At 63.7% G+C, this 20,329-nt stretch carries 21 protein-coding genes; 9 read left to right on the top strand and 12 right to left on the bottom strand.

Annotated elements, in window-relative coordinates:
* The first annotated feature begins 148 nt into the window (after positions 1-148).
* Positions 149-1,045 (top strand): hypothetical protein, encoded by an 897-nt coding sequence (locus KW568_RS16780; protein ID WP_004577027.1) that lies wholly within the window; start codon positions 149-151, stop codon positions 1,043-1,045.
* Positions 1,046-1,193: 148 nt separating this feature from the next.
* A complete protein-coding gene (locus tag KW568_RS16775; RefSeq protein ID WP_004577026.1) occupies positions 1,194-1,877 on the top strand; it encodes a TetR/AcrR family transcriptional regulator in 684 nt (227 codons plus the stop codon).
* Positions 1,878-1,915: 38 nt separating this feature from the next.
* On the opposite strand, the gene KW568_RS16770 is transcribed toward KW568_RS16775, so the two are convergent.
* The gene (locus KW568_RS16770) at positions 1,916-2,923 is read right to left on the bottom strand and encodes a GlxA family transcriptional regulator (RefSeq protein WP_004577025.1); all 1,008 of its coding nucleotides are present in this window, start codon (positions 2,921-2,923) and stop codon (positions 1,916-1,918) included.
* A 161-nt stretch (positions 2,924-3,084) separates the two neighbouring features.
* Here KW568_RS16770 and KW568_RS16765 point away from each other — a divergent pair, with 161 nt between their 5' ends.
* Both KW568_RS16765 and KW568_RS16760 read left to right on the top strand, forming a co-directional pair.
* Positions 3,085-3,555, top strand: coding sequence for a hypothetical protein (locus tag KW568_RS16765; protein WP_004577024.1), 471 nt, complete (start codon positions 3,085-3,087; stop codon positions 3,553-3,555).
* A 103-nt stretch (positions 3,556-3,658) separates the two neighbouring features.
* Positions 3,659-3,871, top strand: a complete 213-nt coding sequence (locus KW568_RS16760) for a PLDc N-terminal domain-containing protein (RefSeq protein ID WP_003247877.1) — start codon at positions 3,659-3,661, stop codon at positions 3,869-3,871.
* Positions 3,872-3,915: 44 nt separating this feature from the next.
* Here KW568_RS16760 and KW568_RS16755 read toward each other — a convergent pair whose 3' ends face one another.
* Entirely contained in the window at positions 3,916-4,242 is a 327-nt protein-coding gene (locus KW568_RS16755; RefSeq protein WP_003247879.1) for a hypothetical protein, read from the bottom strand.
* Between the two features lie 189 nt (positions 4,243-4,431).
* On the opposite strand from KW568_RS16755, the gene KW568_RS16750 reads away from it, so the two are divergent.
* Positions 4,432-4,854, top strand: coding sequence for a RidA family protein (locus KW568_RS16750; protein WP_003247881.1), 423 nt, complete (start codon positions 4,432-4,434; stop codon positions 4,852-4,854).
* A 151-nt stretch (positions 4,855-5,005) separates the two neighbouring features.
* Entirely contained in the window at positions 5,006-5,878 is an 873-nt protein-coding gene (locus KW568_RS16745) for a DMT family transporter (RefSeq protein ID WP_004577023.1), read from the top strand.
* Here the strand turns inward: KW568_RS16745 and KW568_RS16740 are convergent.
* Together KW568_RS16740 and KW568_RS16735 are read right to left on the bottom strand one after the other, a co-directional pair.
* Positions 5,875-6,594 (bottom strand): TorF family putative porin, encoded by a 720-nt coding sequence (locus tag KW568_RS16740; protein WP_003247889.1) that lies wholly within the window; start codon positions 6,592-6,594, stop codon positions 5,875-5,877. The genes KW568_RS16745 and KW568_RS16740 overlap by 4 nt on opposite strands.
* An 81-nt stretch (positions 6,595-6,675) precedes the next feature.
* Positions 6,676-6,927, bottom strand: coding sequence for a hypothetical protein (locus KW568_RS16735; RefSeq protein WP_004577022.1), 252 nt, complete (start codon positions 6,925-6,927; stop codon positions 6,676-6,678).
* A gap of 245 nt (positions 6,928-7,172) precedes the next feature.
* On the opposite strand from KW568_RS16735, the gene KW568_RS16730 reads away from it, so the two are divergent.
* The gene (locus KW568_RS16730) at positions 7,173-8,639 is read left to right on the top strand and encodes a DUF3300 domain-containing protein (RefSeq protein WP_060538471.1); all 1,467 of its coding nucleotides are present in this window, start codon (positions 7,173-7,175) and stop codon (positions 8,637-8,639) included.
* Entirely contained in the window at positions 8,636-9,529 is an 894-nt protein-coding gene (locus KW568_RS16725; RefSeq protein ID WP_004577020.1) for a DUF2950 domain-containing protein, read from the top strand. Before KW568_RS16730 ends, KW568_RS16725 begins: the two co-directional genes overlap by 4 nt.
* A 59-nt stretch (positions 9,530-9,588) precedes the next feature.
* Here the strand turns inward: KW568_RS16725 and KW568_RS16720 are convergent, their stop codons facing one another.
* The 4 genes from KW568_RS16720 to KW568_RS16705 form a co-directional block, all read right to left on the bottom strand.
* On the bottom strand, positions 9,589-10,545 hold the full coding sequence (locus KW568_RS16720) for a helix-turn-helix domain-containing protein (RefSeq protein ID WP_003247896.1): 957 nt from the start codon (positions 10,543-10,545) through the stop codon (positions 9,589-9,591).
* A gap of 148 nt (positions 10,546-10,693) precedes the next feature.
* Positions 10,694-12,778 carry a hydantoinase/oxoprolinase family protein gene (locus tag KW568_RS16715; RefSeq protein WP_003247897.1) on the bottom strand — a complete coding sequence of 695 codons (2,085 nt, stop codon included), beginning with the start codon at positions 12,776-12,778 and terminating at the stop codon, positions 10,694-10,696.
* Between the two features lie 13 nt (positions 12,779-12,791).
* Positions 12,792-14,537, bottom strand: a complete 1,746-nt coding sequence (locus tag KW568_RS16710) for a hydantoinase B/oxoprolinase family protein (protein ID WP_054889562.1) — start codon at positions 14,535-14,537, stop codon at positions 12,792-12,794.
* 154 nt (positions 14,538-14,691) lie between these two features.
* The gene (locus tag KW568_RS16705) at positions 14,692-15,546 is read right to left on the bottom strand and encodes a LysR family transcriptional regulator (RefSeq protein WP_004577018.1); all 855 of its coding nucleotides are present in this window, start codon (positions 15,544-15,546) and stop codon (positions 14,692-14,694) included.
* A 92-nt stretch (positions 15,547-15,638) separates the two neighbouring features.
* Between KW568_RS16705 and KW568_RS16700 the strand changes: the two genes are divergently transcribed.
* Positions 15,639-16,067 (top strand): multidrug/biocide efflux PACE transporter, encoded by a 429-nt coding sequence (locus tag KW568_RS16700; RefSeq protein WP_004577017.1) that lies wholly within the window; start codon positions 15,639-15,641, stop codon positions 16,065-16,067.
* Positions 16,068-16,819: 752 nt separating this feature from the next.
* On the opposite strand, the gene KW568_RS16695 is transcribed toward KW568_RS16700, so the two are convergent.
* The 4 genes from KW568_RS16695 to KW568_RS16680 form a co-directional block, all read right to left on the bottom strand.
* The gene (locus KW568_RS16695; RefSeq protein WP_003247906.1) at positions 16,820-17,839 is read right to left on the bottom strand and encodes a branched-chain amino acid aminotransferase; all 1,020 of its coding nucleotides are present in this window, start codon (positions 17,837-17,839) and stop codon (positions 16,820-16,822) included.
* 136 nt (positions 17,840-17,975) lie between these two features.
* Positions 17,976-19,553 (bottom strand): ATP-binding cassette domain-containing protein, encoded by a 1,578-nt coding sequence (locus KW568_RS16690; RefSeq protein ID WP_004577130.1) that lies wholly within the window; start codon positions 19,551-19,553, stop codon positions 17,976-17,978.
* A 171-nt stretch (positions 19,554-19,724) separates the two neighbouring features.
* Positions 19,725-20,087, bottom strand: a complete 363-nt coding sequence (locus KW568_RS16685) for a hypothetical protein (protein ID WP_004577131.1) — start codon at positions 20,085-20,087, stop codon at positions 19,725-19,727.
* Positions 20,084-20,236: a hypothetical protein gene (locus KW568_RS16680; protein WP_004577132.1), complete on the bottom strand. Its 153-nt coding sequence runs from the start codon at positions 20,234-20,236 to the stop codon at positions 20,084-20,086. The genes KW568_RS16685 and KW568_RS16680 overlap by 4 nt, the downstream gene beginning before the upstream one ends.
* Positions 20,237-20,329 lie beyond the last annotated feature (93 nt).

Here is a 20,329-nt window from a genome sequence, read left to right as displayed (position 1 = left end):
CCTTTTGTTTTTAGTAGCGGGGTGCCTATCGTTGTTGGAGGCGCCATGGGCTGAGATCGGCGGGTCCTGCAGCACCCGTTTGTGCAGCTTTCGACATTTTTTTCACATTCGCTTGCTAGGATCCGCAACGATTCCGAGGAGCCCCTTCATGCCGCACATCCTGCGCAAGCGCAGCGCCCGCATCGCCTTGACTGCTACCTCCGGCCTGCTCGCGGCCACCTTGGGCTTCTTCGCGTGGCAGAGTTTCTACCCGGTTCAGGCCGCTACCGGCTGGGATGTTGAGGTGTTGCATCGCGACGTAACCAAAGCCGCCTCGCTGTTACCGCAAACGGATGGCAGCCTGCTGGTCAGCCGTGAACTGGATGACGGCCGGGGCAGCATCCTCAAGATCACGGCTACGGGCGAGCGCGTCGTGCTGATCGATAACCTGTCCAAGCCCGACGGTATGGTCGCGGCGCAGGGCGGCTGGGTGTTCAGCCAGGAAGGTGGCCTGGCACCTGTCAGCCTGTCCCGCGATGGCCAGGTCACCCGGCTGTTCGACGGCGAGAGCGTGCAAGGCCTCTGGAACGAAGGCAACTATCTTTATGCCATCGAAGACCGCAAGGGCAATGGTCGCCTGATGCGCTATGACTGGAGCAGCGGGCAGCTGGATGTACTGCGGTCCGGCCTGACCGAAACCGAAGGCCTGACCCGCTGCAGCGACGGCCGCCTGCTGTACACCGAAAAGGCCAATGGCAGGGTCCGCTCCCTGTCCGACGATGGCAGCGACCCGGTGGTGGTCGACGGTCTGCGTAACCCTACATTCTTGTATTGTGATCAACGTGGCCTATGGATCAGCGAGGACAACACACACCGTGCGCGCCTGCTGCGCATCGATGCCGATGGCAGCCAGCAAACGGTGCTGACTTTCCTCAAGGCTCCGCAGGCGATTATCGCCGATGGTATCGGGGGTTATCTGCTCGCTGAAGGTGGGCGTAACCGCGTGCTGCGCCTGACGCCCGCGCCGGCGCCCGCGACTGCGACTGCGACTGCCCAGCGTAACTGACTGTGCGCCTGGCTGATGATCAGTGCCCGCAGGCTGACCGCGCTGCTTGAGCCCAAGGCATCATGGCTACCCGACCAACAGCGTGCTTCCCTGCATGGCCGCGCTAACGGATAATCCCGGCATTCCAATAAACAGCCTGTGAGTGGGTATGAGTGATTCCGTAGTCGGCCTCGGCCAGCCTGAAACCGAAGGGGTGCGCAAAACGCGCAAGAACAACCCTGAGAAAACACGCGAGGACATCCTCCAGGCCGCCATCAACGAGTTCGTTCAGCAAGGGCTGGCCGGCGCCCGCGTCGACGCCATCGCCGAACGCACCGCCACTTCCAAGCGCATGATCTACTACTACTTCGGCAGCAAGGAGCAGCTGTATTGCGAGTGCCTGGTGAAGTTGTACGGGGATATCCGCAAGACCGAACAGAGCCTGGACCTGGAGTCGTTACCGGCTGAGCAGGCGATCCGCCGGCTGGTGGAGTTCACCTTCGATCACCATGACCGCAACGTCGATTTCGTGCGCATCATCTGCACCGAAAACATCCACTATGGCGAGTACGTCAAGCAGTCGCCGGCCATTCGCGAAATGAGCAGCCTGGTGCTGGAGGCCCTGGGCAACACCCTGCGCCGTGGCGTTCAGGAAGGCGTGTTCCGCGCCGGCATCGAGGTCATCGACCTGCACATGCTGATGAGCTCGTTCTGCTTCTACCGGGTGTCGAACCGCCATACCTTTGGCGAGATCTTCCAGATCGACCTGTCTGATGAGCAAATAAAGCTGCGCCACAAAGCCATGATCTGTGATGCGGTGTTGCGGTATATCCAGCTCGAGCCTCGTACCTGAGATTGCTCGAGCGCCTGGGCTGGCTCAAAGGGCCTCGGTCACTCGCCCAGCCGTTGCTCGCGCGACGGCGGGTAGCCGAAATACGCCGCATAGCACTTGCTGAAGTGCGACACCGAGACAAACCCGCAGGCCACTGCCACTTCCATCACCGACAGGTCGGAATACTGCAGCAGCCGGCGGCTCTTGGTGATGCGCAGCTCCATGTAATAGCGCCGGGGCGACGTGCCCAGCTGGGCCTGGAACAGGCGGTCGATCTGCCGCCGCGAGCGCCCGCTGTAGGCGGCCAACTGGTCGAGGCTGAGGGTTTCCTCGAGGTTGTTCTCCATCAGCTCGACAATGGTGCGCAGGTGCAGGCTCATGGACTTCTTCGCCCCAGGACCCACCTGGCGGTAGCGCGCACCGGAGAATGACAGGATTTCCTCGACGCCTTCGGCCAGGCCATCACCATACAGCCGGCGTACCAGGCCCAGCATCAGCTCCATGGCGCCATTGGGGCTGGCGGCGCTGAGGCGGTCACGGTCGAGGGTAAAGCTGGCCGGGGTGATGCGGGTTTGCGGGCTGCGCTCCGACAGGCTGGCACGTTGCTCGGGGTGGATGCTGCAACCGTAGTCGTCCAGCACCCCGGCACGGCCAAGGAACCAGGCGCCGTTCCACAAGCCGCCCAAGGCCATGCCGTGGGCCGCGCAATCGTCCAGCAGGCGATCGAGTTCCGGGTACTTGAGTGGTGTGCGCAAGCCGCCACAGACCACCAACAGGTCCAGCTCCTTCAGCGCCGCGGCGGACAGCTCGGTGGCCACCAGTTCCAGCCCCAGGTCGCTGAGCACCCGGTCGCCGTCCAGCGACAGCGGGGTGAACCGGAAGCTGTCGGCACGTAGCAGGTTGGCCGTGACCAGTACGTCCATGGCCACCGTGAAACTGGCCATCGAGAAGTGTTCGAGCAGGATGAAGTCGACCCGATAGGGCGCCTGGGCATTGGCGCTGCTTGTTTTGAGCCGTAGCATGTTGCTGGTGCTGGTCTTTTGGCTGAACTGGCGTGGCGTGGGCACTCTGAACTCCGCTTCCTGGCTGGCCCGCAGAGTGTGGACGGTGCCCGGAGGAAAGACAATCTCCCGGGTGGCTGTGTCGTATTACAGGTCGTGTTCAGGCAAACCTGCCTGTCCTGGCGCTTTACCGCTATGCTGACCTCCCGTCATTGAGGATGCCCCTGATGAGATATGCCGCTGTAGTGATGCTCAGCCTGTTGCCGTTGCTGGCCAACGCCCTGGAGCAGGGCGACAAGCTTGCCCCGTTCACACTGCTCGACCAGTACGACCAGGCCTACAGCCTTGCTGCCGACACGCAGATACTGCTGGTGGCGCGCGATATGGACGGTGCCAAGCTGGTCAAGGCGGCACTGGCCGAGCAGCCCAAGGGCTACCTGGAAGCACGCGCGGCTGTATTCGTGGCCGACATTCAGCGCATGCCTGCGCTGATCAGCAAACTCTTCGCTGTCCCGGCCATGCGCGATTACAGCTACCGGGTGCTGCTCGACCGTGATGGGCGAGTGGCCAGCCGTTACCCCGGGCAGGAGGGCCAGGTGCAGTGGTTACAACTGCAGCAGGGCGTGCTGGTCAGCCAGCGGGCGTTCACCGATGCAGCGGCGTTGAAGGCTGCGCTGGAGAATGCACCACGGCAATAAGGCCTTTTCGCCGCGCCTGCAAAGAGGAGCGGTGAGTCAAATCAATCTGAACCCTCAGCGCTTGCAGCAACCCAACCCAATACATGCCATTGGGAGAGCGCTCATGGAAATCGGTACGATCTGGATCATCATCGCAGCCTTGGTCATTCTGCTGGAGATCTGGGCCATCTGGCACATCATCGGCAGTGAACGGCGCGCCGAGCGCAAGATGCTGTGGATCGTCTTCGTGGTCTACGCACCTTTCCCCGGTTTGCTGTTCTGGGCCTGGCGCGGGCCGCGGGCGGTGAAGGGCAGGGCGGTGCTGCAGGAAAAATGACGGTTTGCGGCCTCGGGCGCGGGGGCGCCTGAGGCCGTCGAGGGTCATTTGGGCAGGATGTCGAAACGCATGGCTGGCCCCAGCCCGTCCACCATCAGGCAGCCGTAGAACTTCACGGTGGACAGTACGCGCAGTTCCTTGAGCGCGTCATGGATGTAATCGCGGACCAGCTTTTCAGCTTCCCGCTTGCGGTCAGCGAGGGTGGTGCCATTGAGCGTGATCATGCCAAGCAGCGTGGTTTCAATGTGCTCGACGGTGTCCAGGCCGAGCTTTTCCCGCAGGTGCAGACGTGCCTGTGCCGCATCGGTTTCATCGCGTGGAGCGCTGTGCGGCTTGATGGTATAGGCCAGCTGAAAATCAAATTTGCTCATCGGTTTTTCCTTGTTGGTTAAAGGCCTCCATGCCGGGCTTTGCAATCTAAGGCCTGACAGCCGCTGCGCAAACACACGCTTGGTTCCAACATGACGATGCCTTGTACGAAATGTCCTACTTCAGGCTTGACCTCGAGTTAACTTAAGGTCCGATACTCCGACGCTCTTCCAACCGAGCAAGGGCTTGTCGTGACCCCATCAAGCGCATTCCAGCTAAGCAACCCCGAAGGCCTCTACGACCCCAGTGGCAACGCCTACTCCCATGTCGCCGAAGTGCGCGCTGACAGCCGTCTGCTGTTCATCGCCGGTCAGGGTGGGGAGGATAGCCAGGGCCAGTTGTCACCCGTGTTCGCCGATCAGGCCCGGCAGGCATTGGCCAACCTGGAGCGGGCCCTGGCGTCGAAAGGTGCAAGCCTGGCCCAGGTGTTCAAGCTGACCCTGCTGATTGTCGAGCACTCCGAAGCGCGCCTGCACCAATGGGTGGCCGAGGCCGACAGGGCCTGGGGGGCGCACATGAAACCGACCTGCACGCTGATACCGGTGCCCCGGCTGGCGCTGGACGGCATGCTGGTGGAGATCGAAGCAGTAGCCGCCGTCTTGCTCAAAACCTGAGAAGCCGGCGCGGTCGCCCGTAGGCGCGGGTTTACCCGCGAACACCGGCGTAGCCGGTGCCATCCTCCACGGTGGATTCTTCCTTGTATATCGGTGCCGGTCCTGACTAAATGCCGCTATAACAACAATCCCACTCAGAGGTGACCACACCATGAGTACAGGCACGACCACGCTTACTGACCGCAAGACCAGCGCCTGGCTCTGGCCTGCCCTTTTCAGCCTGGTGGCGTTTGCCGCCAACTCGGTGTTCTGCCGGCTGGCGCTGAAGGACGGGGCCATCGACCCGGTGTCCTTCACCATGGTCCGCCTGGCCAGTGGTGCGCTGTTTCTGCTGTTGCTGATTCGCCTGCGCAGCCCGGTGCACACCATGGGCGGCAGTTGGTGGGGCGGCTTGGCCCTGTTCCTGTACGCGTTCCTGTTTTCTGCGGCGTACCTGCAACTGGGGGCAGGGGTGGGGGCGTTGTTGCTGTTCGGTGCCGTGCAGATCACCATGTTCGGCTTTGCGTGGTACAGGGGCGAACACATCACGGTACGCATGCTGCTGGGCATGCTGATCGCCTTTGCCGGCCTGCTGGTGCTGCTGTTGCCCGGCGTGTCCGCGCCGCCGTTGGCCAGTGCATTGCTGATGGCCCTGTCCGGTGTGGCCTGGGGGGTGTATACGCTACTGGGCAAAGGCTCGCCCAGGCCGCTGGCCGACACTGCCGGCAATTTCGCCCGCAGCTTGCCGTGCCTGGTGCTGCTGCTACCGATGCTGTTGCTGGGGGCCGGCCCGCACCTCACGCCACTTGGCTTGTTGTATGCCTTGGGTTCCGGTGTGCTGGCTTCTGGCGCAGGCTATGCCGTTTGGTATGGCGTGGTCCGGCAGATCAGTGCGCAACAGGCGGCGACCCTGCAGCTCAGCGTGCCGGTGATTGCCGCACTGGGCGGGGTTGCCCTGATCGGCGAGTCGGTGTCGTTGCGTTTGTTGATCGCCTGTGTGGTGGTGTTGGGCGGTATTGCCCTGGCGCTGGCGCCGCGCCGTTAAAAAAAGCTGCGCTGGGCCTTGAGCGTGACCACGCTGTCGCAATAGGTATTGATGCCCGAATAGGCATCGCAGCTCGCGCCACTCAGGCTGGAGTTGCTGTAGATCAGGTTCAGGTCGATGCCCAGCCAGGGCCGCGACAGCTCCAGTGACCAATCGGAAAAGGTATTCACCTGGCTGCCATCGCCAATGGTGAACGGCGTGCCCAGGCGGTGGTGGGCGAGCTTGACGGTGAAGTCGACGTCGAACATCGGCAGATGGCCGAAGTCGGCGAACAGCGTGCCCGTGCGGTTGTCGGGGTTGTCGCGCAGCGCCCCGCCGAAGCGGCTGCCCAGCACCGAAATCCCCCCATACAGGGCGTAGCTGTCGGGGCCTGCGATATTGGGCTGACTGTAATGGATCAGCCCTACCTCGTAGCCCAGGCTGCTGTCGAAATGGTGCTTGTAGCCCAGGTAGCTGTCCAGGCGCAGGGTCGAGTCAGGGGTGACGCCCATGCTTGGGGCGTACTGGCCCAGGTACCAGCCATTGGGGTGGCTGAGGTCGAGCCCGCCATGGAATGCGCCAACGGCACTGGGTGAGATAAGCCCTTGCGCCATGCTGCGTGAGGGGGTGGTGCCGAGTGTGAAGTCGAAATCGCCCAGTTGGCGTTTCATCTGCTGGGCTTGCGACGCGGGGCTTAAAAGCAGCGCAGCACTCAGCAACAGAAGGGGCCTGATCATGGTCTCCGTCCTGGAAGGCTTGCGGTTGAGCGGTAGAGGATACCTGCGCAAGTGGAGGGAGGGAACCGCCGGCTAGCCCGTTCAGCCTTTGGTCGAAGGTTCAGCGTCGGCAGCCTCGGTCACGACAGGCAGGTTACCGGCACGCAGGATCACCCGCCGTTGCTGCTCGTAATTGTCCAGCGACAGGCCGCGGCGCTGTAAGGCTTCCAGTTGCAACTGGCGGGTTTCCTCGGCGGTGTACGGGCGCAGTTCAGGGTGGCTGGCACAGCCGCTGATCACGGCGATGGCAAAAACGGCAAGGGTGGCGCACAGGTGGCGGGCCAAGGTATTCATCGGTTAGCTCCAGGGCAGTCTAGGAGGCATCGTGGGGATGACGCTAGGTTATGCGGCCACAGCGTTCGGTAGAAATTGCCCTGCTCGATAGTGACTATCGACGGTTCCGGCGAAGTCCACCTATAGGCTCGAACGCATCAACCATCCCGCCTTTGAAGCGCGAAAAGTTTGCGTCCCCTCGTCTGGTCAAAAGCACCGCCATTGCTACCCTTAACCCACGCGGTCTGACCTTGTGGGGATAAGCGATGCGCATGCCATTGTTTGCTGTCCTGTCGGCACTGCTTTGCCTGAGCGCTGCCCCGGGCCTGGTGCTGGCCGAAGACGTGCCCGCGCCGGATCCGGCGCCATCCGCTGCCACGCCCGTGGCCAAGGACCCGGTGTTCTCCCAGGAGCAACTGGACCAGATGCTGGCCCCCATTGCCTTGTACCCTGATCAGTTGCTGGCTCAGGTGCTGATGGCGTCAACCTACCCGGGGCAGGTCAATGAAGCCGTGACCTGGTCCAAGGCCAACCCCAAGGCCACCGGCGACGATGCGGTCAGGCAAGTGGCCAAGCAGCCCTGGGACCCTAGCGTACAGGCACTGGTGGCCTTCCCGCAGGTGCTGGCAACGCTTGGCCAGGACCCGGTCTGGGTGCAGCGCCTGGGCGATGCTTTCCTAGCCCAGCCCGATGATGTCATGGGCAGCGTGCAGCGTTTGCGCCACCAGGCGCAGGCCGCCGGCAATCTGCAGAGCAGCCAGTACCAGCACGTCACCGTGCAGACCGCACCTGCACCGGCGCCAGCCGCAAGCGGCAGTAGCACCCAAGGGGCAGCGGCCAGCAGCCCGCCCACCACCATCGTCATCGCGCCGGCCGACCCGCAAGTGGTGTATGTGCCCAGCTATAACCCGACCACCACCTATGGTACGTGGGCCTACCCGGCCTCGCCGCCGGTGTATTACCCGCCGCCGCCCATGTACTACCCCGGTTCCGCGCTGGTGGCCGGCCTGGCCTTCGGTACCGGCGTGGCGATCGTCGCCTCGTTGTGGGGCGATTGCGACTGGGACAACAATGACATCGACATTGACGTCAACCGCTACAACAACCTCAACGTCAACAACCGCATCACCAACAACCAGAACAAATGGCAGCACAATGCCGCCAACCGCGACGGGGTGCCATACCGCGATTCTCGCAGCCGTCAGCAGTACGGCCGCCAGCTGGACGGTGCCACTCAGCGCACCGCGTTCCGCGGCGACGACGCCCAACGGGCCCAGGCCCGAGACAAAGCCCGGGCATCGATGGACCGCGCAGGTATCGAACGGCCGGCTACCAGTAACCGTCAGGCCCGCGAGCAAATGCGCGAGGCCAAGGCAGGCAATCCTGACGGCAACCGCATGCCGTCCCGCGATGATGGCGCGCGGGCGACTGACCGTCGGCAGGAAACCCGCAATGACCAAGGCCGCCAGCAGAACGGCAACCTGGCCAATCAACGCCGGCAGGGCGACGGCCAGGTGCGGCAGCCGGCGCAGAGCCGTCCTGCCAATACGGCAGGCCGTGCCCGCAACAATGCCTTCGACGGTGTGCGCTCGCCGTCGCGCACCAGCGTGCAGGCCAACCGCGGCCATACCAGCCAGTCGTTCGCTCAGCGGCCCGGTGCGTCTCGTGCCGCCGGGCACCCGATCTCCCGGCCCAGTGCGCCCGCGCGTCGCGGCGCAGGAGGCCGTCGATGAAGCGCCCAACACTGGCTGCATTGCTGCTGACGGCAGGTTTGGCCTGGTCGTTCATGGCCGCCGCCCAGCAAGCCTTCCCAACGCCGGAGAAGGCCGTGGAAGCCTTTGTCGCGGCGCTGGGCCAGGAAAAACCTGATGAAGCCCGCCTGGCCCAGTTGCTGGGCGATGACTGGCGCACCTATATACCGCGCGGTGGTGTGCAACGCAGCGATGTGGATACCTTTCTCGAGCAGTATCGCGCACAGCACAGCATCGACATGTCAGGCGAGGGCAAGGCCATCCTGGCGGTGGGCACCGGTCACTGGACCTTGCCCATACCGCTGACCAGAAGCAGCCAGGGCTGGCGCTTCGACCTCAAGGCGGGCAGTGCCGAAATCCGCGTCCGTCGCATCGGGCGCAACGAGCTGGGTGTTCTGCAGTCGCTGCTGGCCTATCACGATGCGCAAATGGACTACGCCACCCAGGACCACAACGGAGATGGTGCGCTGGAGTACGCACAGAAGATTTTCAGCGAGCCGGGCAAGCATGACGGGTTGTATTGGGATGACGATGGCGACGGTGACGTCAGCCCGTTGGGCCCGCTGTTCGGCCAGGATGTGGTCGGTGACGCCTGGTATGGCTACCACTTCCGCATCCTGGACGCACAGGGCCCATCCGCCCCGGGCGGTGCCTACAGCTACCTGATCGGCAACCAGATGAGCCGTGGCTTCGCCATGGTCGCCTGGCCGGCCAAGTACGACGACACCGGGGTGATGAGCTTCATGATCAGCCATGACGGCCAAGTGTTCGAGAAAGACCTCGGGCCGCATGGCGACAGGCTGGCGAAGGAGATGAAACGCTTTGACCCGGACGACAGCTGGAAAGTGGTGGATGTGGTGGCGGGGGATTGAGCCCGCCAAGCCAACGCGACGGTGCCCCTGTGGAAGCGGGCCATTTTCCGTTGTTGTGATCAGTGCGCACGCGTAGCCCGCACCTCGCTCGCCGTGCACCCATACTGCTGGCGAAATGCCCGGGTGAACTGCGCCTGATCGGCAAAGCCCCAGCGAAATGCCAGTTCGCCGATCGCCAGGTGGCAATGCGGGTCAAGCAGTTGCCGGTGCACGGCCTCCAGGCGTTGACGGCGTACCCACTCGCCAAGGGTGTAGGGCGTGATCGCGAACAACTTGTGCAGATAACGCAGCGACAGCCCACAGGCGCTGGCGATGGTTTGTGGCGACAGCTCGGGGTCACCCAGGTTTTGCTGCACGTACTGCTCGACCCGCGTCAGGTGCAGGGTGCTGAGGTTGCTGCCTTCGCTGCCCAGCACGCGCTCATCCTGTTGCAAGGCCAGCAGCAGGGTGGCGGAGGCCTGTTCCAGCAGTAGATGCCGGGCTGCCGGGGGGCTGGTGTCGAAATGGCGGGCACACAGGTCGAGTTGCTCGACGAAGATGCGCCCCAGGCCCTGACGGGCATCGAAGCAATGCCGGGTATAGCGCTTGTGCCCCAGCAGGTTGGCTTTGAGCGCACGCTCGGGCAGCTTGAGCACCCACAAGTCGTTCTGCGTGCCGTAGTGGAAGCGGTAGGGTGCATCGCCGCGCTCGACGATGAAACCGCCCGGGCTGCAACTGATCTGGTGGCCGTCCTGTTCGAAGTGCACCTCGCTGCCATGCGGTACGGTCACCAGGTAGAACGCTTCATGGTCCTGGCCGATATGCGCGTTGCTGCGCGAGTAACCCAGCTGGCTGGACCGCAGGCGCGACAGACTGAGCGGCGTGCTCGGCGTACTCCAGCGCTGCAGGTGGCCATCGAATGGCTGTCCGGCAGCAAATTCAAGGCTCAGTGGGAAATAGGTGTCACTGATGGCTTCGGCCCAGCGTGCCTGGCGTTCAGGCTGTGGCCAGCCGTGGGTCGAGAGTTCTGTGGGCATGGTGGGTCCTTTTTCAAAGAGGGCAGCATTGAAAAAAGGAACTGCAGGCAAGCTACTCAAGCAGCTCTTGTTATTGTAAAAACCGCCCGGCAGCGCAAAACTGCCGGGCGGTTGTCAGGCCCATGATCGGCGCGCGCCGACCGCAAGATCAACCCCCGCGTGTCACTCGGTAGGTGGCCGAAGGCTCCAGGCGAGCTTGCCAGCCGGGTGGCAGGACAATGTTGGTGGTGTCTTCCTCGATCACACAGGGGCCATGCACGGTCTGCCCTGGCAACAGGTGGTTACCGTTGAACACCGGTGTGGGCTGCCATTCACCGTCGGCACTGAACAGCATCGGGCGGACGGATTGCGCGGTGGGGGCGGGGGGCTCGGCCGGCCCCTGCAGCTCGGGTTGCGGCGGGCGTGGCAGGTGGCCGATCACCGAGCACTCCAGGTTCACCAGCTCCACCGGGCTGTCGGGTTCGCTGTACGAGTACAGGGTCTGGTGGCGGCTGTGGAAGCGGCTGACCAGCGCGGCCAGCCCTGCCTCGTCCAGGCTGTGCTGCTGCAGGTCCACACTGCACTCATGAATTTGCCCCAGGTAGCGCATCTCCAGGGTGTAGTGGCAGCTGCTGGCCTGGTCGCCAAAACCGTCTTCGCGCAGGTTGGCCAGGCCTTGCTCACGCAGTTCGGTGAGGGTCTGGTTGAGTTGCGCCAGGTCGACGTGCCCGGCGTCCAGTCGCATCGACAGGCTGGTGAGCTGGTCGTAGCGCACGTCGGACAGGATCTGGCCGAACGCACACAAGCCCGAGGCCACCTTGGGGATCAGCACGGTGTGCATGCCGATTTCTTCGGCCAGGCGCACCACGTGCATGCCCGCCGCACCGCCTGCGCCGATCAGGGCGAAGTCACGCGGGTCGTGACCGCGCTCGATCGATACGCGGCGGATGCCGTTGACCATGTTCAGGTTGACCAGGGTGGTGATGCCGAATGCCGCGCGTTCCACACTGATGCCCAACGGTTCGGCGATCGTGCTCCGGATGGCGTCCAGCGCGGCCTGGCGGTTCAGGCGGATACTGCCGCCCAGCAGTGCGCCGTCGGGCAGGTAGCCAAGTGCCAGGTTGGCGTCGGTGACCGTGGGTTCGCGGCCACCCTTGCCGTAGCACACCGGTCCAGGCATGGCGCCGGCGCTGCGCGGTCCGACCTGGAGCATGCCAAACTCGTCCAGGTGGGCGATGGAGCCACCGCCGGCACCCAGGGTCTCCACCTGGATCATCGGCACGCCGATGCGCTGGCGCAGGAAGTCCACGTCCTTGCTGAAGTTGGTGCGTCCGCCATTGGTCAGGGTGATGTCGAACGAGGTGCCGCCCATGTCCACGGTGATGACGTTGTCGATCCCGAACGGCCTCGCTACCGCCAGCCCGGCTTGTGGCGCTGAGGCCGGACCGGAGTTGATCGCGTTGACGGCGCGCTCACGCATCAGGTGCCCGGGCGCCAACCCGCCATTGGACTGGAAGTAGCGTACTGGCTGCTGTGCGCCAAGTGCCTGAAACAGGCTGTCGATGCGCGCCACGTAACGTGCCATTACCGGGCTGAGGTAGGCGTTGACCACGGTGGTGGAGGTGCGGGTGTATTCGCGAATCTGCGGGAACACCTCGCAGCCGGTGCAGACGAACACCTCGGGCAGGGCAGCCCGTACCAGTTCGGCGGCCCGTTGTTCGTGGCTGGGGTTGCGCACCGACCACAGGAAGGAAATGGCCACGGCCTGCACGCCTTCGGCACGGAAGTAGTCGATGGCGGCATGGATGGCGGCTTCGTCCAGCGGGCTGTGCTCACGGCCATCGCCAAGGATTCGGCCACCGATCGGGCGGCGCAGGTGGCGTGGGGCAAGCATGTGTGCCGGCGGGTAGTGGGCGTCGTAGCGGTGGCCCTCTTCCTTGTGGCCCAGGCGGATTTCCAGGCTGTCCTCGTGCCCCTCGGTGCACAGCAGGCCCACCTTGACCCCGGTGCGCTCGATCAGCGCGTTGAGGGCCACGGTGGTGCCGTTGATGCACAGGTCACAGTTGGCGATCAGTTCGGCCGGGCTGCGCCCGGTGGCGTCAGCAATCTGTGCCAGGCCAGCGCGAATGGCCAAGGTGCCGTCCTGCGGCGTGGAGGGGGCCTTGAACAGCTGCACGCCGCCGTCGCGATCGGCCAGGATGAAATCGGTGAAAGTGCCGCCGGCGTCTACGCCCAGGCGATATTGGTTACGCATGCGTGTTCTCCGGTTAGCGCGGGGCGCGGGCAAGGTGGGTGGCTGTTTCGTCCAATTGGCCATCGGCATCGAGGACCACGCCATATTCCAGGGCTGCGCCTTGTGGCGAGACCAGGCCGTTGCGCACGTCCTCCAGTACTGCTGCGACCCGACGGCGCAGTGGGTCGCCGTAGCCACCACCCCCTGGGTTGATGTTGATGATGCGTTCGCCGGGCTGCAGGGTGAGCATAGGGTTCTGCGTGTAGTGGTCTTCGCGGCCATCGGCATGGCGATGGATCAGCCGGCCCAGTTTGGGCTCGAGCAGGGCATTGCGAGCCCCGGCGGCACCAGCGGTGGGCAACTGGCGGCCCTCGCCGAAGCCGACCACGGTCATGGCGTGGTCCAGGGGCTCGATCTCCAGGCGGGTGCCCGAACCCCCGCGTAACTCACCGGCGCCACCACTGTCGGCCATCAGGCTGTAGCGGTGGATCAGCACCGGATAAGCGTGTTCGAGCAGCTCGATATCACCGCTCATCAGCGCCCCGAAGCAGCACAGCGGGCCGCAGGCGTGCCAGCCATCCATCACCTTGTTGGCACCGGCACCGGAAATGATCGAGGCCAGCACCATCGTCACGTACTCGCTATTGCCGTTGCGCGGGTCGCGGCCGGCAATGTTGATGCCGCTGGTATGCCCCCAGGAGGCCGTTACCCGCTGTGGCGAGGCCTGTTCCAGTGCCGTGCGCACGGCATCGGCGAGGGTTTCCATCGGCGTGGTGGTGCAATTGACGTGGGGCGCGGGTTCCTCGGCATTGCACAGCGTACCCCTGGGGCCGACATCGACCGTTACGCAGCGATACAGGCCTTCGTTGTAAGGCGGCGCCACCTGGGCGAACATCATCAGCCCCAGGTAAACCCCGGATACCGAGTTGCCCTCATAGGAATTGATGAAGTACGGCACCTGCGGCGGGCTTTCGATGCGCACATGGGCCTGGTCGCCACGGATCTGCACATGGGCGGTGATGGCCAGTTCGCCCAGGCCGTGGCCGGCATCTTCGAGCACGGCGGTGCCGCTGTAGTCACCATCCGGCACATCGCGCAACAGCGCCCGCATGTGTCGGTCGGCCATGTTCTTCAGTTCGGCGATGCAGGCACGCACCTGTGCCACGCCGTACTTGTCCAGCAGCTCCAGCAGGTGCCGCTCGCCGACCTTGCAGGCACCATACTGGGCATTGAGGTCGCCTTCCTGATAAGGGCGGGCGCGCATGTTGGTGAGCATGAAGTTGATCACGTCCTCACGACGCTTGCCCTTTTCCCACAGCTTGACCGGTGGAATGCGCAGGCCCTCGGCATAGATCTCCTTGGCATCGGGGTTGTAGCCCGCCGGCACCGGGCCGCCGATGTCGGTCAGGTGGCCCTTGCAAACGGTCCAGAACACCAGCTCGCCCTGGTAATACACCGGTTTGTACATGCAGCAGTCGAGAATATGGCTGCCCTTGTAGGCGGGGTCGTTGTGGTAGATCACGTCGCCTTCGGCGATGTCGTCGCCGAAGAACTCGGCCACGCATTTCATGGCCGGTATCAGCGAGCCCAGGTGGATGGGAATGTCCTGGCCCTGCAGGATCATTTCCGGCAAGTGGTCGAACAGCGAGTTGGAATAGTCGTGTGCCAGGTTGAACACACTGGAGCGCCCGGTCTTTTCCAGGGTCAGGGTCATTTCGCGTTGCGCTGTCTCCAGCGCACCCCGGACAACCGCAAGGGTGATCGGATCTACTGTCTGCATAGGTCACCAACGTTTGTTCTTGTGCTTTTTGGGTGCGTGCCGCAGCGGGGCGGCGCGTGGTGACAGGCTAAGGGGCGGGGTGGGGGGAAGGCTTGTCGCTGGGTGTACCGGTTGTTGTGTCTGGGCGCACTTCAAGTTCGGGCAGGCGACACAACTATTGCCCCAACATCTGTCGCACCAGCCATTGCCCGGCCGGCCCCAAGGCACGCCGGCTCGACCAGGCCACATCCATATCCACCCGCCGGGGGTAACCCGCTATCTGCAACTCCACCAGCTCGTTGCCAAACCGTTTAACCAGCGCCCTGGGCAGTTCGGCCCAGCCAAACCCGCGCACGGCGAACTCCAGCAGGGTAAGGTAATCCGGTGCCGACCACGCTTGGCCACGGCCATGGTGCAGGCTGGGGGCATAGGTCTTGATATACAGCTGTCGGGCGTTCTCCAGATGCTGCGCCTGTACCTGCGCCAGGCTCGCCAGCGGATGCTCGCTGGCGACATACACGCCGAACTCTGCCTGCTCCGGCAAGCGCGCCACGGCCACGTCGGCGGGGTAGCCGGGCTGAGTGGCAAGGATGCCGACATGGGCCAGGCCCTGCTGGATCATCTCGATCACATCAGCGTCCTCCGCCGGGCCGCAGCGTAGCTCGGTATGGGGGTAGTGCTGGGCGAAACGAGTCATCACCGCCCCCTGGAACGTTACGCTGTAGCTGTCCGACATCACCACAGATACCAGCGCCTCGACATTTTGCGCCAGTCGCACTGCCAGCGCATCGAGCTGGGCGCTGGCATCGAGAATTGCTTCGACATGGCTCAGCACCTGCCTGCCCGCCTCATTGAGCGTGGGGTGGCGGCCATTGCGGTCAAACAGTGGGCAGCCGATATCGGCCTCGAAATTGGCGATGGCGATGCTGACAGTGGACTGGCTTTTGCGCAGCTTGCGCGCCGCCGCAGAAAACGAACCGAGTGAGGCGGCTTCGGTAAAGGCGACCAGAGCTTCGGGAGAGTAACGCATGGTATTGATAAAACCGATGGTAGCTATGTCGCGAGTATCAGTTCTATCAAAGAAAATGGGAAGCACGACTCCCGCAATGGATGGAATGTGCAATGAAAAACGTGTCTTTCACCGAACGCCTGGTCCACGCCGTTGGCTATGAAGTTTTTGCGGTACTGCTGTGTGCGCCGCTGCTGTCCTGGATCATGGGCAAGTCGTTGGCAACGGCGGGCGCGCTGGCGGTGACCCTGTCGGTGATCGCCATGCTGTGGAACATGGTTTACAACGCACTGGTTGATCGCTGGGTGCAAACCGAACGCATCAACTGGAAGGCCAGTACGCGTTTCGTGCACGGTCTTGGCTTCGAAGCCGGCCTGGTGGTGTGGTGCCTGCCGGTGGCGGCTTGGATGCTGGAGATTTCGCTGCTGCAGGCGTTCATGGTGGAGCTGGGCTTCTTCGTGATCATCCTGCCCTACACCGTGGTCTACAACTGGGCGTTCGACAAAGCCCGGCACCTGCTGGTGCAGCGGCACCTGGCATGATTCTGCCACCTGGCGCGGTTCACTGATCGGAGGTGGACACAGGTCGGTGGTTGGGCGCAGGCCGTCGTAGGAGCGGGTTCACCCGCGAAAGGGCCGGCCCTGCTGGCCAATTTCCACCCGCCGTTCACCGTCGCTGCCGCCACCGTATTCGCGGGTAAACCCGCTCCTACCATGGGGGGCACAGGTCGGTGGTTGGGCGCAGGCCGCCGTAGGAGCGGGTTCACCCGCGAAAGGGCCGGGCCTGCTGGCCAATCTCTACACGCCGTTCACCGTCGCCGCCGCCACCGTATTCGCGGGTAAACCCGCTCCTACCATGGGGGGCACAGGTCGGTGGTTGGGCGCAGGCCGTCGTAGGAGCGGGTTCACCCGCGAAAGGGCCGGGCCTGCTGGCCAATCTCCACCCGCCGTTCACCGTCGCTGCCGCCACCGTATTCGCGGGTAAACCCGCTCCTACCATGGGGGGGCACAGGTCGGTGGTTGGGCGCAGGCCGTCGTAGGAGCGGGTTCACCCGCGAAAGGGCCGGCCCTGCTGGTCAATTTCCACCCGCCGTTCACCGTCGCCGCCACCACCGTATTCGCGGGTAAACCCGCTCCTACCACGGTGGTGGACACATGTGGGGGATGGGCGCAGCCGGTGTCATGCCCCGCGTCGCCTGCTTTGCGGGTACAACCGCTCAAGGTGGCCGTATAAACCCATGAAAAACGGGGCATGCCATCGCTGGCATGCCCCGTTTTCATACAGCTGATGCGCCTCAGGCGACCTTGACGATCCAGCCTGCCGGTGCCTCTACATCGCCGCTCTGGATACCGGTCAGCTCGTTGTAGAGCTTCTGGGTAACCGGGCCGACCTTCTCCAGGTCGTGGAACACGTGCAGCTTGCCGTTGTACTCGATGCCGCCGATCGGGGTGATCACGGCTGCGGTGCCGCAGGCACCGGCTTCGACGAAGCGGTCCAGCTTGCTGATCTCGACATCGCCTTCGATCACGGTCAGGCCCAGACGCGATTGCGCCAGTTCCATCAGCGAGAGGCGGGTGATGCCGGGCAGTACCGAGGCCGATTTCGGGGTGACGAACTCGTTGTTGGCGGTGATGCCGAAGAAGTTGGCCGAACCGACTTCCTCGATCTTGGTGTGGGTCAGCGGGTCGAGGTAGATGGCGTCGGCGAAGTTGGCCTTCTTCGCTTCAGCACCCGGCTGCAGGCTGGCAGCGTAGTTGCCACCGACCTTGGCCGCGCCGGTGCCCTGTGGGGCAGCACGGTCGAAGCTGGAAATCTGGAAGTTGTGCGGCTTCATGCCGCCCTTGAAGTACGAACCAACCGGGATGGCGAACACCGAGAAGATGAACTCGGGGGCGGTGCGCACGCCAATGTTGTCGCCGGTGCCGATCACGAACGGGCGCAGGTACAGGGCGCCTTTGCCGTGCGGTGGCACGAACTTTTCATTCGCCTTGACCACTTGCTTGCACGCTTCGATGAACACATCGGTCGGCACGTGCGGCATCAGCAGGCGTGCGCAGCTGCGCTGCATGCGGGCCGCGTTCTGGTCCGGGCGGAACAGGTTGATCGAGCCGTCCTTGCAACGGTAGGCCTTCAGGCCTTCGAAGCACTGCTGGCCGTAGTGCAGGGCCGTGGAGCCTTCACTGATGTGCAGTACGTTGTCTTCGGTCAGGGTGCCCTTGTCCCACTCGCCATTGCGCCATACGGACAGGTAGCGTTTGTCGGTCTTGATGTAGTCGAAACCCAGCTTGTCCCAATTAATGCTTTCGTTGCTCATGACACCCTCATTGTCTTGCAAGTGCCCGATCGCTCGGGCTGCTGTTATATGCGCACCATGCCACCTTAAACCATCCTTGGCGGATCGGGAACGGCCAGTCACGAATTGATAGGCTGCGATGCTTTTTTTTCGGTGTCTACAACAGCAAGTACTCATCCAGCGCCAGGTTTTCCAGCAATACCGCATCATGGGACGCCACTATCAGCGCCCCGCGAAACTGCCCAAGCATACCTTCCAGGGCTGTCAGCGATGGCAGGTCCAGGTGGTTGCCGGGTTCGTCCAGCAGCAACAGATCGAGCGGCCGTTCGCGGTACAGCACGGCGGCCAGCGCCGCCTTCATACGCTCGCCGCCGCTCAGTAGGCTACTGGGCAGTTCGATACGGGCTGCATCCAGGCCCAGTTGCGCCAGGCGGCTGCGCAATTTTCCCTGGGCCAGCGTCGGGTTGGCTTGGCGCAGGTGTTCGAGCACGCTGCGGTTGCCTGCCAGTGTGCTGCAGTGCTGGTCGAGTAGGGCGGTCTCGCCACTGAGGCGCACATTGTCGGGCGATGCTGGCAATTCCCCATTCAGCAGCCTGAGCAGGGTGGACTTGCCACTGCCATTGGCGCCGATCAGCCCTACGCGCTGGCCCAGGCACAAGCGCAGGTCAAGTGCTTTGCGGGTGCCATGGGGCAAGCAAAGTGCCTGCAAGGCCAAGACCTCTCGGCCCGGATGACGCTGAGGAGTGGGCGCGTGCAAGGTAATAGCGCTGTCTTGCTCCACCTCGCGGGCGGCGTCACGCACTTTGCCCAGTAGCGTTTGCCGAGCATCGCGATGGTCGCGGCGCTGCTTGCCAGCAGTGGCCTGGCTGCGCTCCTGCTTGCGGTCGACCAGGATTTTGGCCTGGTTGGCGTGCTTGGCTTGGCGCCCGGCCCGGGCTTGATGGCGCTCCAGGTCTTCGCGTTGGCGCTGCAGTTCACGGGCCTGGCGTTGCTGCTCCTGCTTCAGCCGGGCAAGTTGCTGCTGCGCCTGCGCCGTCTGGTTGGCTTTTTGCGCACTATAGAGGCTGTAGTTGCCACCGTAGGCCTGCAAGCCCAGGCTGGATAATTCGACAATGCGTGCCATGTGCGCCAGCAGGCTGCGGTCGTGGCTAATCACCAGCAAGCCACGGTCCCAGGCTTCGATCATGCTCAGCAGCTGGGCACGGGCGTTGCTGTCCAGGTGATTGCTTGGCTCATCGAGGATCAGGTAATCGGCATCGCTGAGCCACGCGCCAATCAGTGCCACGCGCATGGCTTGGCCACCGCTCAGGGTCCGTGCGGGCTCGCGCCAGTCGAGTTGACCCAGCCCGTGGCCCTCAAGCTGCAGCTGCAATTGCTCGCGGATATCCCAGCGCTCGCCAACGGTGTCGAAATCCTGGGGCTTGATGCTGCCTTGCTCGATGCGCTCCAGCGCCGCAATCACCGGCCCCACTTGGGCCAGGTCGGCCAGCGTGGCGCTGCGCGCGATGACTTGCTGGTCCAGCAAATGGACAGGCCCGAGGCGCCGACAATGGCCGCTGCTCGGTTCACGCCGGCCGGCAAGAATCTGCCCTAGCAGGCTTTTGCCCACGCCATTGCGCCCGACCAGGCCGGTGCGGCGTTGGTCGAAGGTTTCGTTGAGGTTGCTAAACAGCGGCCTGCCATCAGGCAAGGCCAAGGAGACGCTGTCCAGCGTCAGAATCGACGTGTTCGTCATGCACAACTCCACAAATGCCGCGACATCTCCGGAACGAACCGGAGGCTGAAGACTGGCCGTCGAACGGACGGCGGCATCAATGGCGCATTGGACGAACACCTCGTCATTTAGAGAATGCGTAGCCTAACGGACCGTCTGGGGCCGGGTAAAGCACCGGCTGCCGGTTGGGGCTCAGCGCTGCGTCTGCAAGCGCTTGGCCCAGTCTCCGCCGTGGCCGTGCGCGCAGGCTTCTTCACTGTCGAATCGTACATGCCAGGCCGGATGGTCCAGCTCAATGCCGGCTTGCTCCAGCGCCAGAGCGGTAAGTGCCAGCATGCGCGCCTTCGCATCACCGACCACGGCCGCTGCCTTGTCGGCCTCTTGCTCGAATACCCAGGTAATACGCAGGCTGCTCGGAAAGTCCTCCGGGTTGAGGCGATGGGTTAGCCAACAGAAGCCGACAATCTCCGCCTTGGCGGTTTCGCAGGCATCGGTCAGGCATGCCACCAACTCCCGCTCCAGGCGGCCTATTTCGCGTTTGCCCAGTGCCTTCATGGGTTGGCCTCGTCATCGATCTGCTGGCAAAAGCGCAGGTGGTTGTCTAACGGGGCCTGCCCCTGCACCTGCAGACAATCCAGGTAGAAAGCCTTGGCCTTGTCGGCCGAGAACATACGCAGTACCGGTAGGGCGGGGGCGAGGGGCATGGGGCGTCCTTGTCCGTTGAAAAGGTGCCACTGTAGCGCAGTTGCTCCCCTTATGGTCGACCAGCCGGCAGCAATGGTTGACCACCCGCCAGC

It is taken from the genome of Pseudomonas sp. HD6515 (assembly GCF_024971855.1).
Taxonomy (GTDB): domain Bacteria; phylum Pseudomonadota; class Gammaproteobacteria; order Pseudomonadales; family Pseudomonadaceae; genus Aquipseudomonas; species Aquipseudomonas alloputida.
This window is presented reverse-complemented; position numbering and strand designations above follow the sequence as displayed.

Excerpts from the sequence above, each read along its gene's own strand:
- KW568_RS16755 (WP_003247879.1), bottom strand. The coding sequence starts at position 4,242 with ATGAGCAAATTTGATTTTCAGCTGGCCTATACCATCAAGCCGCACAGC.
- KW568_RS16680 (WP_004577132.1), bottom strand. The coding sequence starts at position 20,236 with ATGCCCCTCGCCCCCGCCCTACCGGTACTGCGTATGTTCTCGGCCGAC.
- KW568_RS16715 (WP_003247897.1), bottom strand. The coding sequence starts at position 12,778 with ATGCGTAACCAATATCGCCTGGGCGTAGACGCCGGCGGCACTTTCACC.
- KW568_RS16765 (WP_004577024.1), top strand. The coding sequence starts at position 3,085 with ATGAGATATGCCGCTGTAGTGATGCTCAGCCTGTTGCCGTTGCTGGCC.
- KW568_RS16690 (WP_004577130.1), bottom strand. The coding sequence starts at position 19,553 with ATGACGAACACGTCGATTCTGACGCTGGACAGCGTCTCCTTGGCCTTG.
- KW568_RS16720 (WP_003247896.1), bottom strand. The coding sequence starts at position 10,545 with ATGCCCACAGAACTCTCGACCCACGGCTGGCCACAGCCTGAACGCCAG.
- KW568_RS16730 (WP_060538471.1), top strand. The coding sequence starts at position 7,173 with ATGCGCATGCCATTGTTTGCTGTCCTGTCGGCACTGCTTTGCCTGAGC.
- KW568_RS16705 (WP_004577018.1), bottom strand. The coding sequence starts at position 15,546 with ATGCGTTACTCTCCCGAAGCTCTGGTCGCCTTTACCGAAGCCGCCTCA.
- KW568_RS16740 (WP_003247889.1), bottom strand. The coding sequence starts at position 6,594 with ATGATCAGGCCCCTTCTGTTGCTGAGTGCTGCGCTGCTTTTAAGCCCC.
- KW568_RS16780 (WP_004577027.1), top strand. The coding sequence starts at position 149 with ATGCCGCACATCCTGCGCAAGCGCAGCGCCCGCATCGCCTTGACTGCT.
- KW568_RS16725 (WP_004577020.1), top strand. The coding sequence starts at position 8,636 with ATGAAGCGCCCAACACTGGCTGCATTGCTGCTGACGGCAGGTTTGGCC.
- KW568_RS16775 (WP_004577026.1), top strand. The coding sequence starts at position 1,194 with ATGAGTGATTCCGTAGTCGGCCTCGGCCAGCCTGAAACCGAAGGGGTG.
- KW568_RS16735 (WP_004577022.1), bottom strand. The coding sequence starts at position 6,927 with ATGAATACCTTGGCCCGCCACCTGTGCGCCACCCTTGCCGTTTTTGCC.
- KW568_RS16700 (WP_004577017.1), top strand. The coding sequence starts at position 15,639 with ATGAAAAACGTGTCTTTCACCGAACGCCTGGTCCACGCCGTTGGCTAT.
- KW568_RS16745 (WP_004577023.1), top strand. The coding sequence starts at position 5,006 with ATGAGTACAGGCACGACCACGCTTACTGACCGCAAGACCAGCGCCTGG.
- KW568_RS16695 (WP_003247906.1), bottom strand. The coding sequence starts at position 17,839 with ATGAGCAACGAAAGCATTAATTGGGACAAGCTGGGTTTCGACTACATC.
- KW568_RS16685 (WP_004577131.1), bottom strand. The coding sequence starts at position 20,087 with ATGAAGGCACTGGGCAAACGCGAAATAGGCCGCCTGGAGCGGGAGTTG.
- KW568_RS16710 (WP_054889562.1), bottom strand. The coding sequence starts at position 14,537 with ATGCAGACAGTAGATCCGATCACCCTTGCGGTTGTCCGGGGTGCGCTG.
- KW568_RS16760 (WP_003247877.1), top strand. The coding sequence starts at position 3,659 with ATGGAAATCGGTACGATCTGGATCATCATCGCAGCCTTGGTCATTCTG.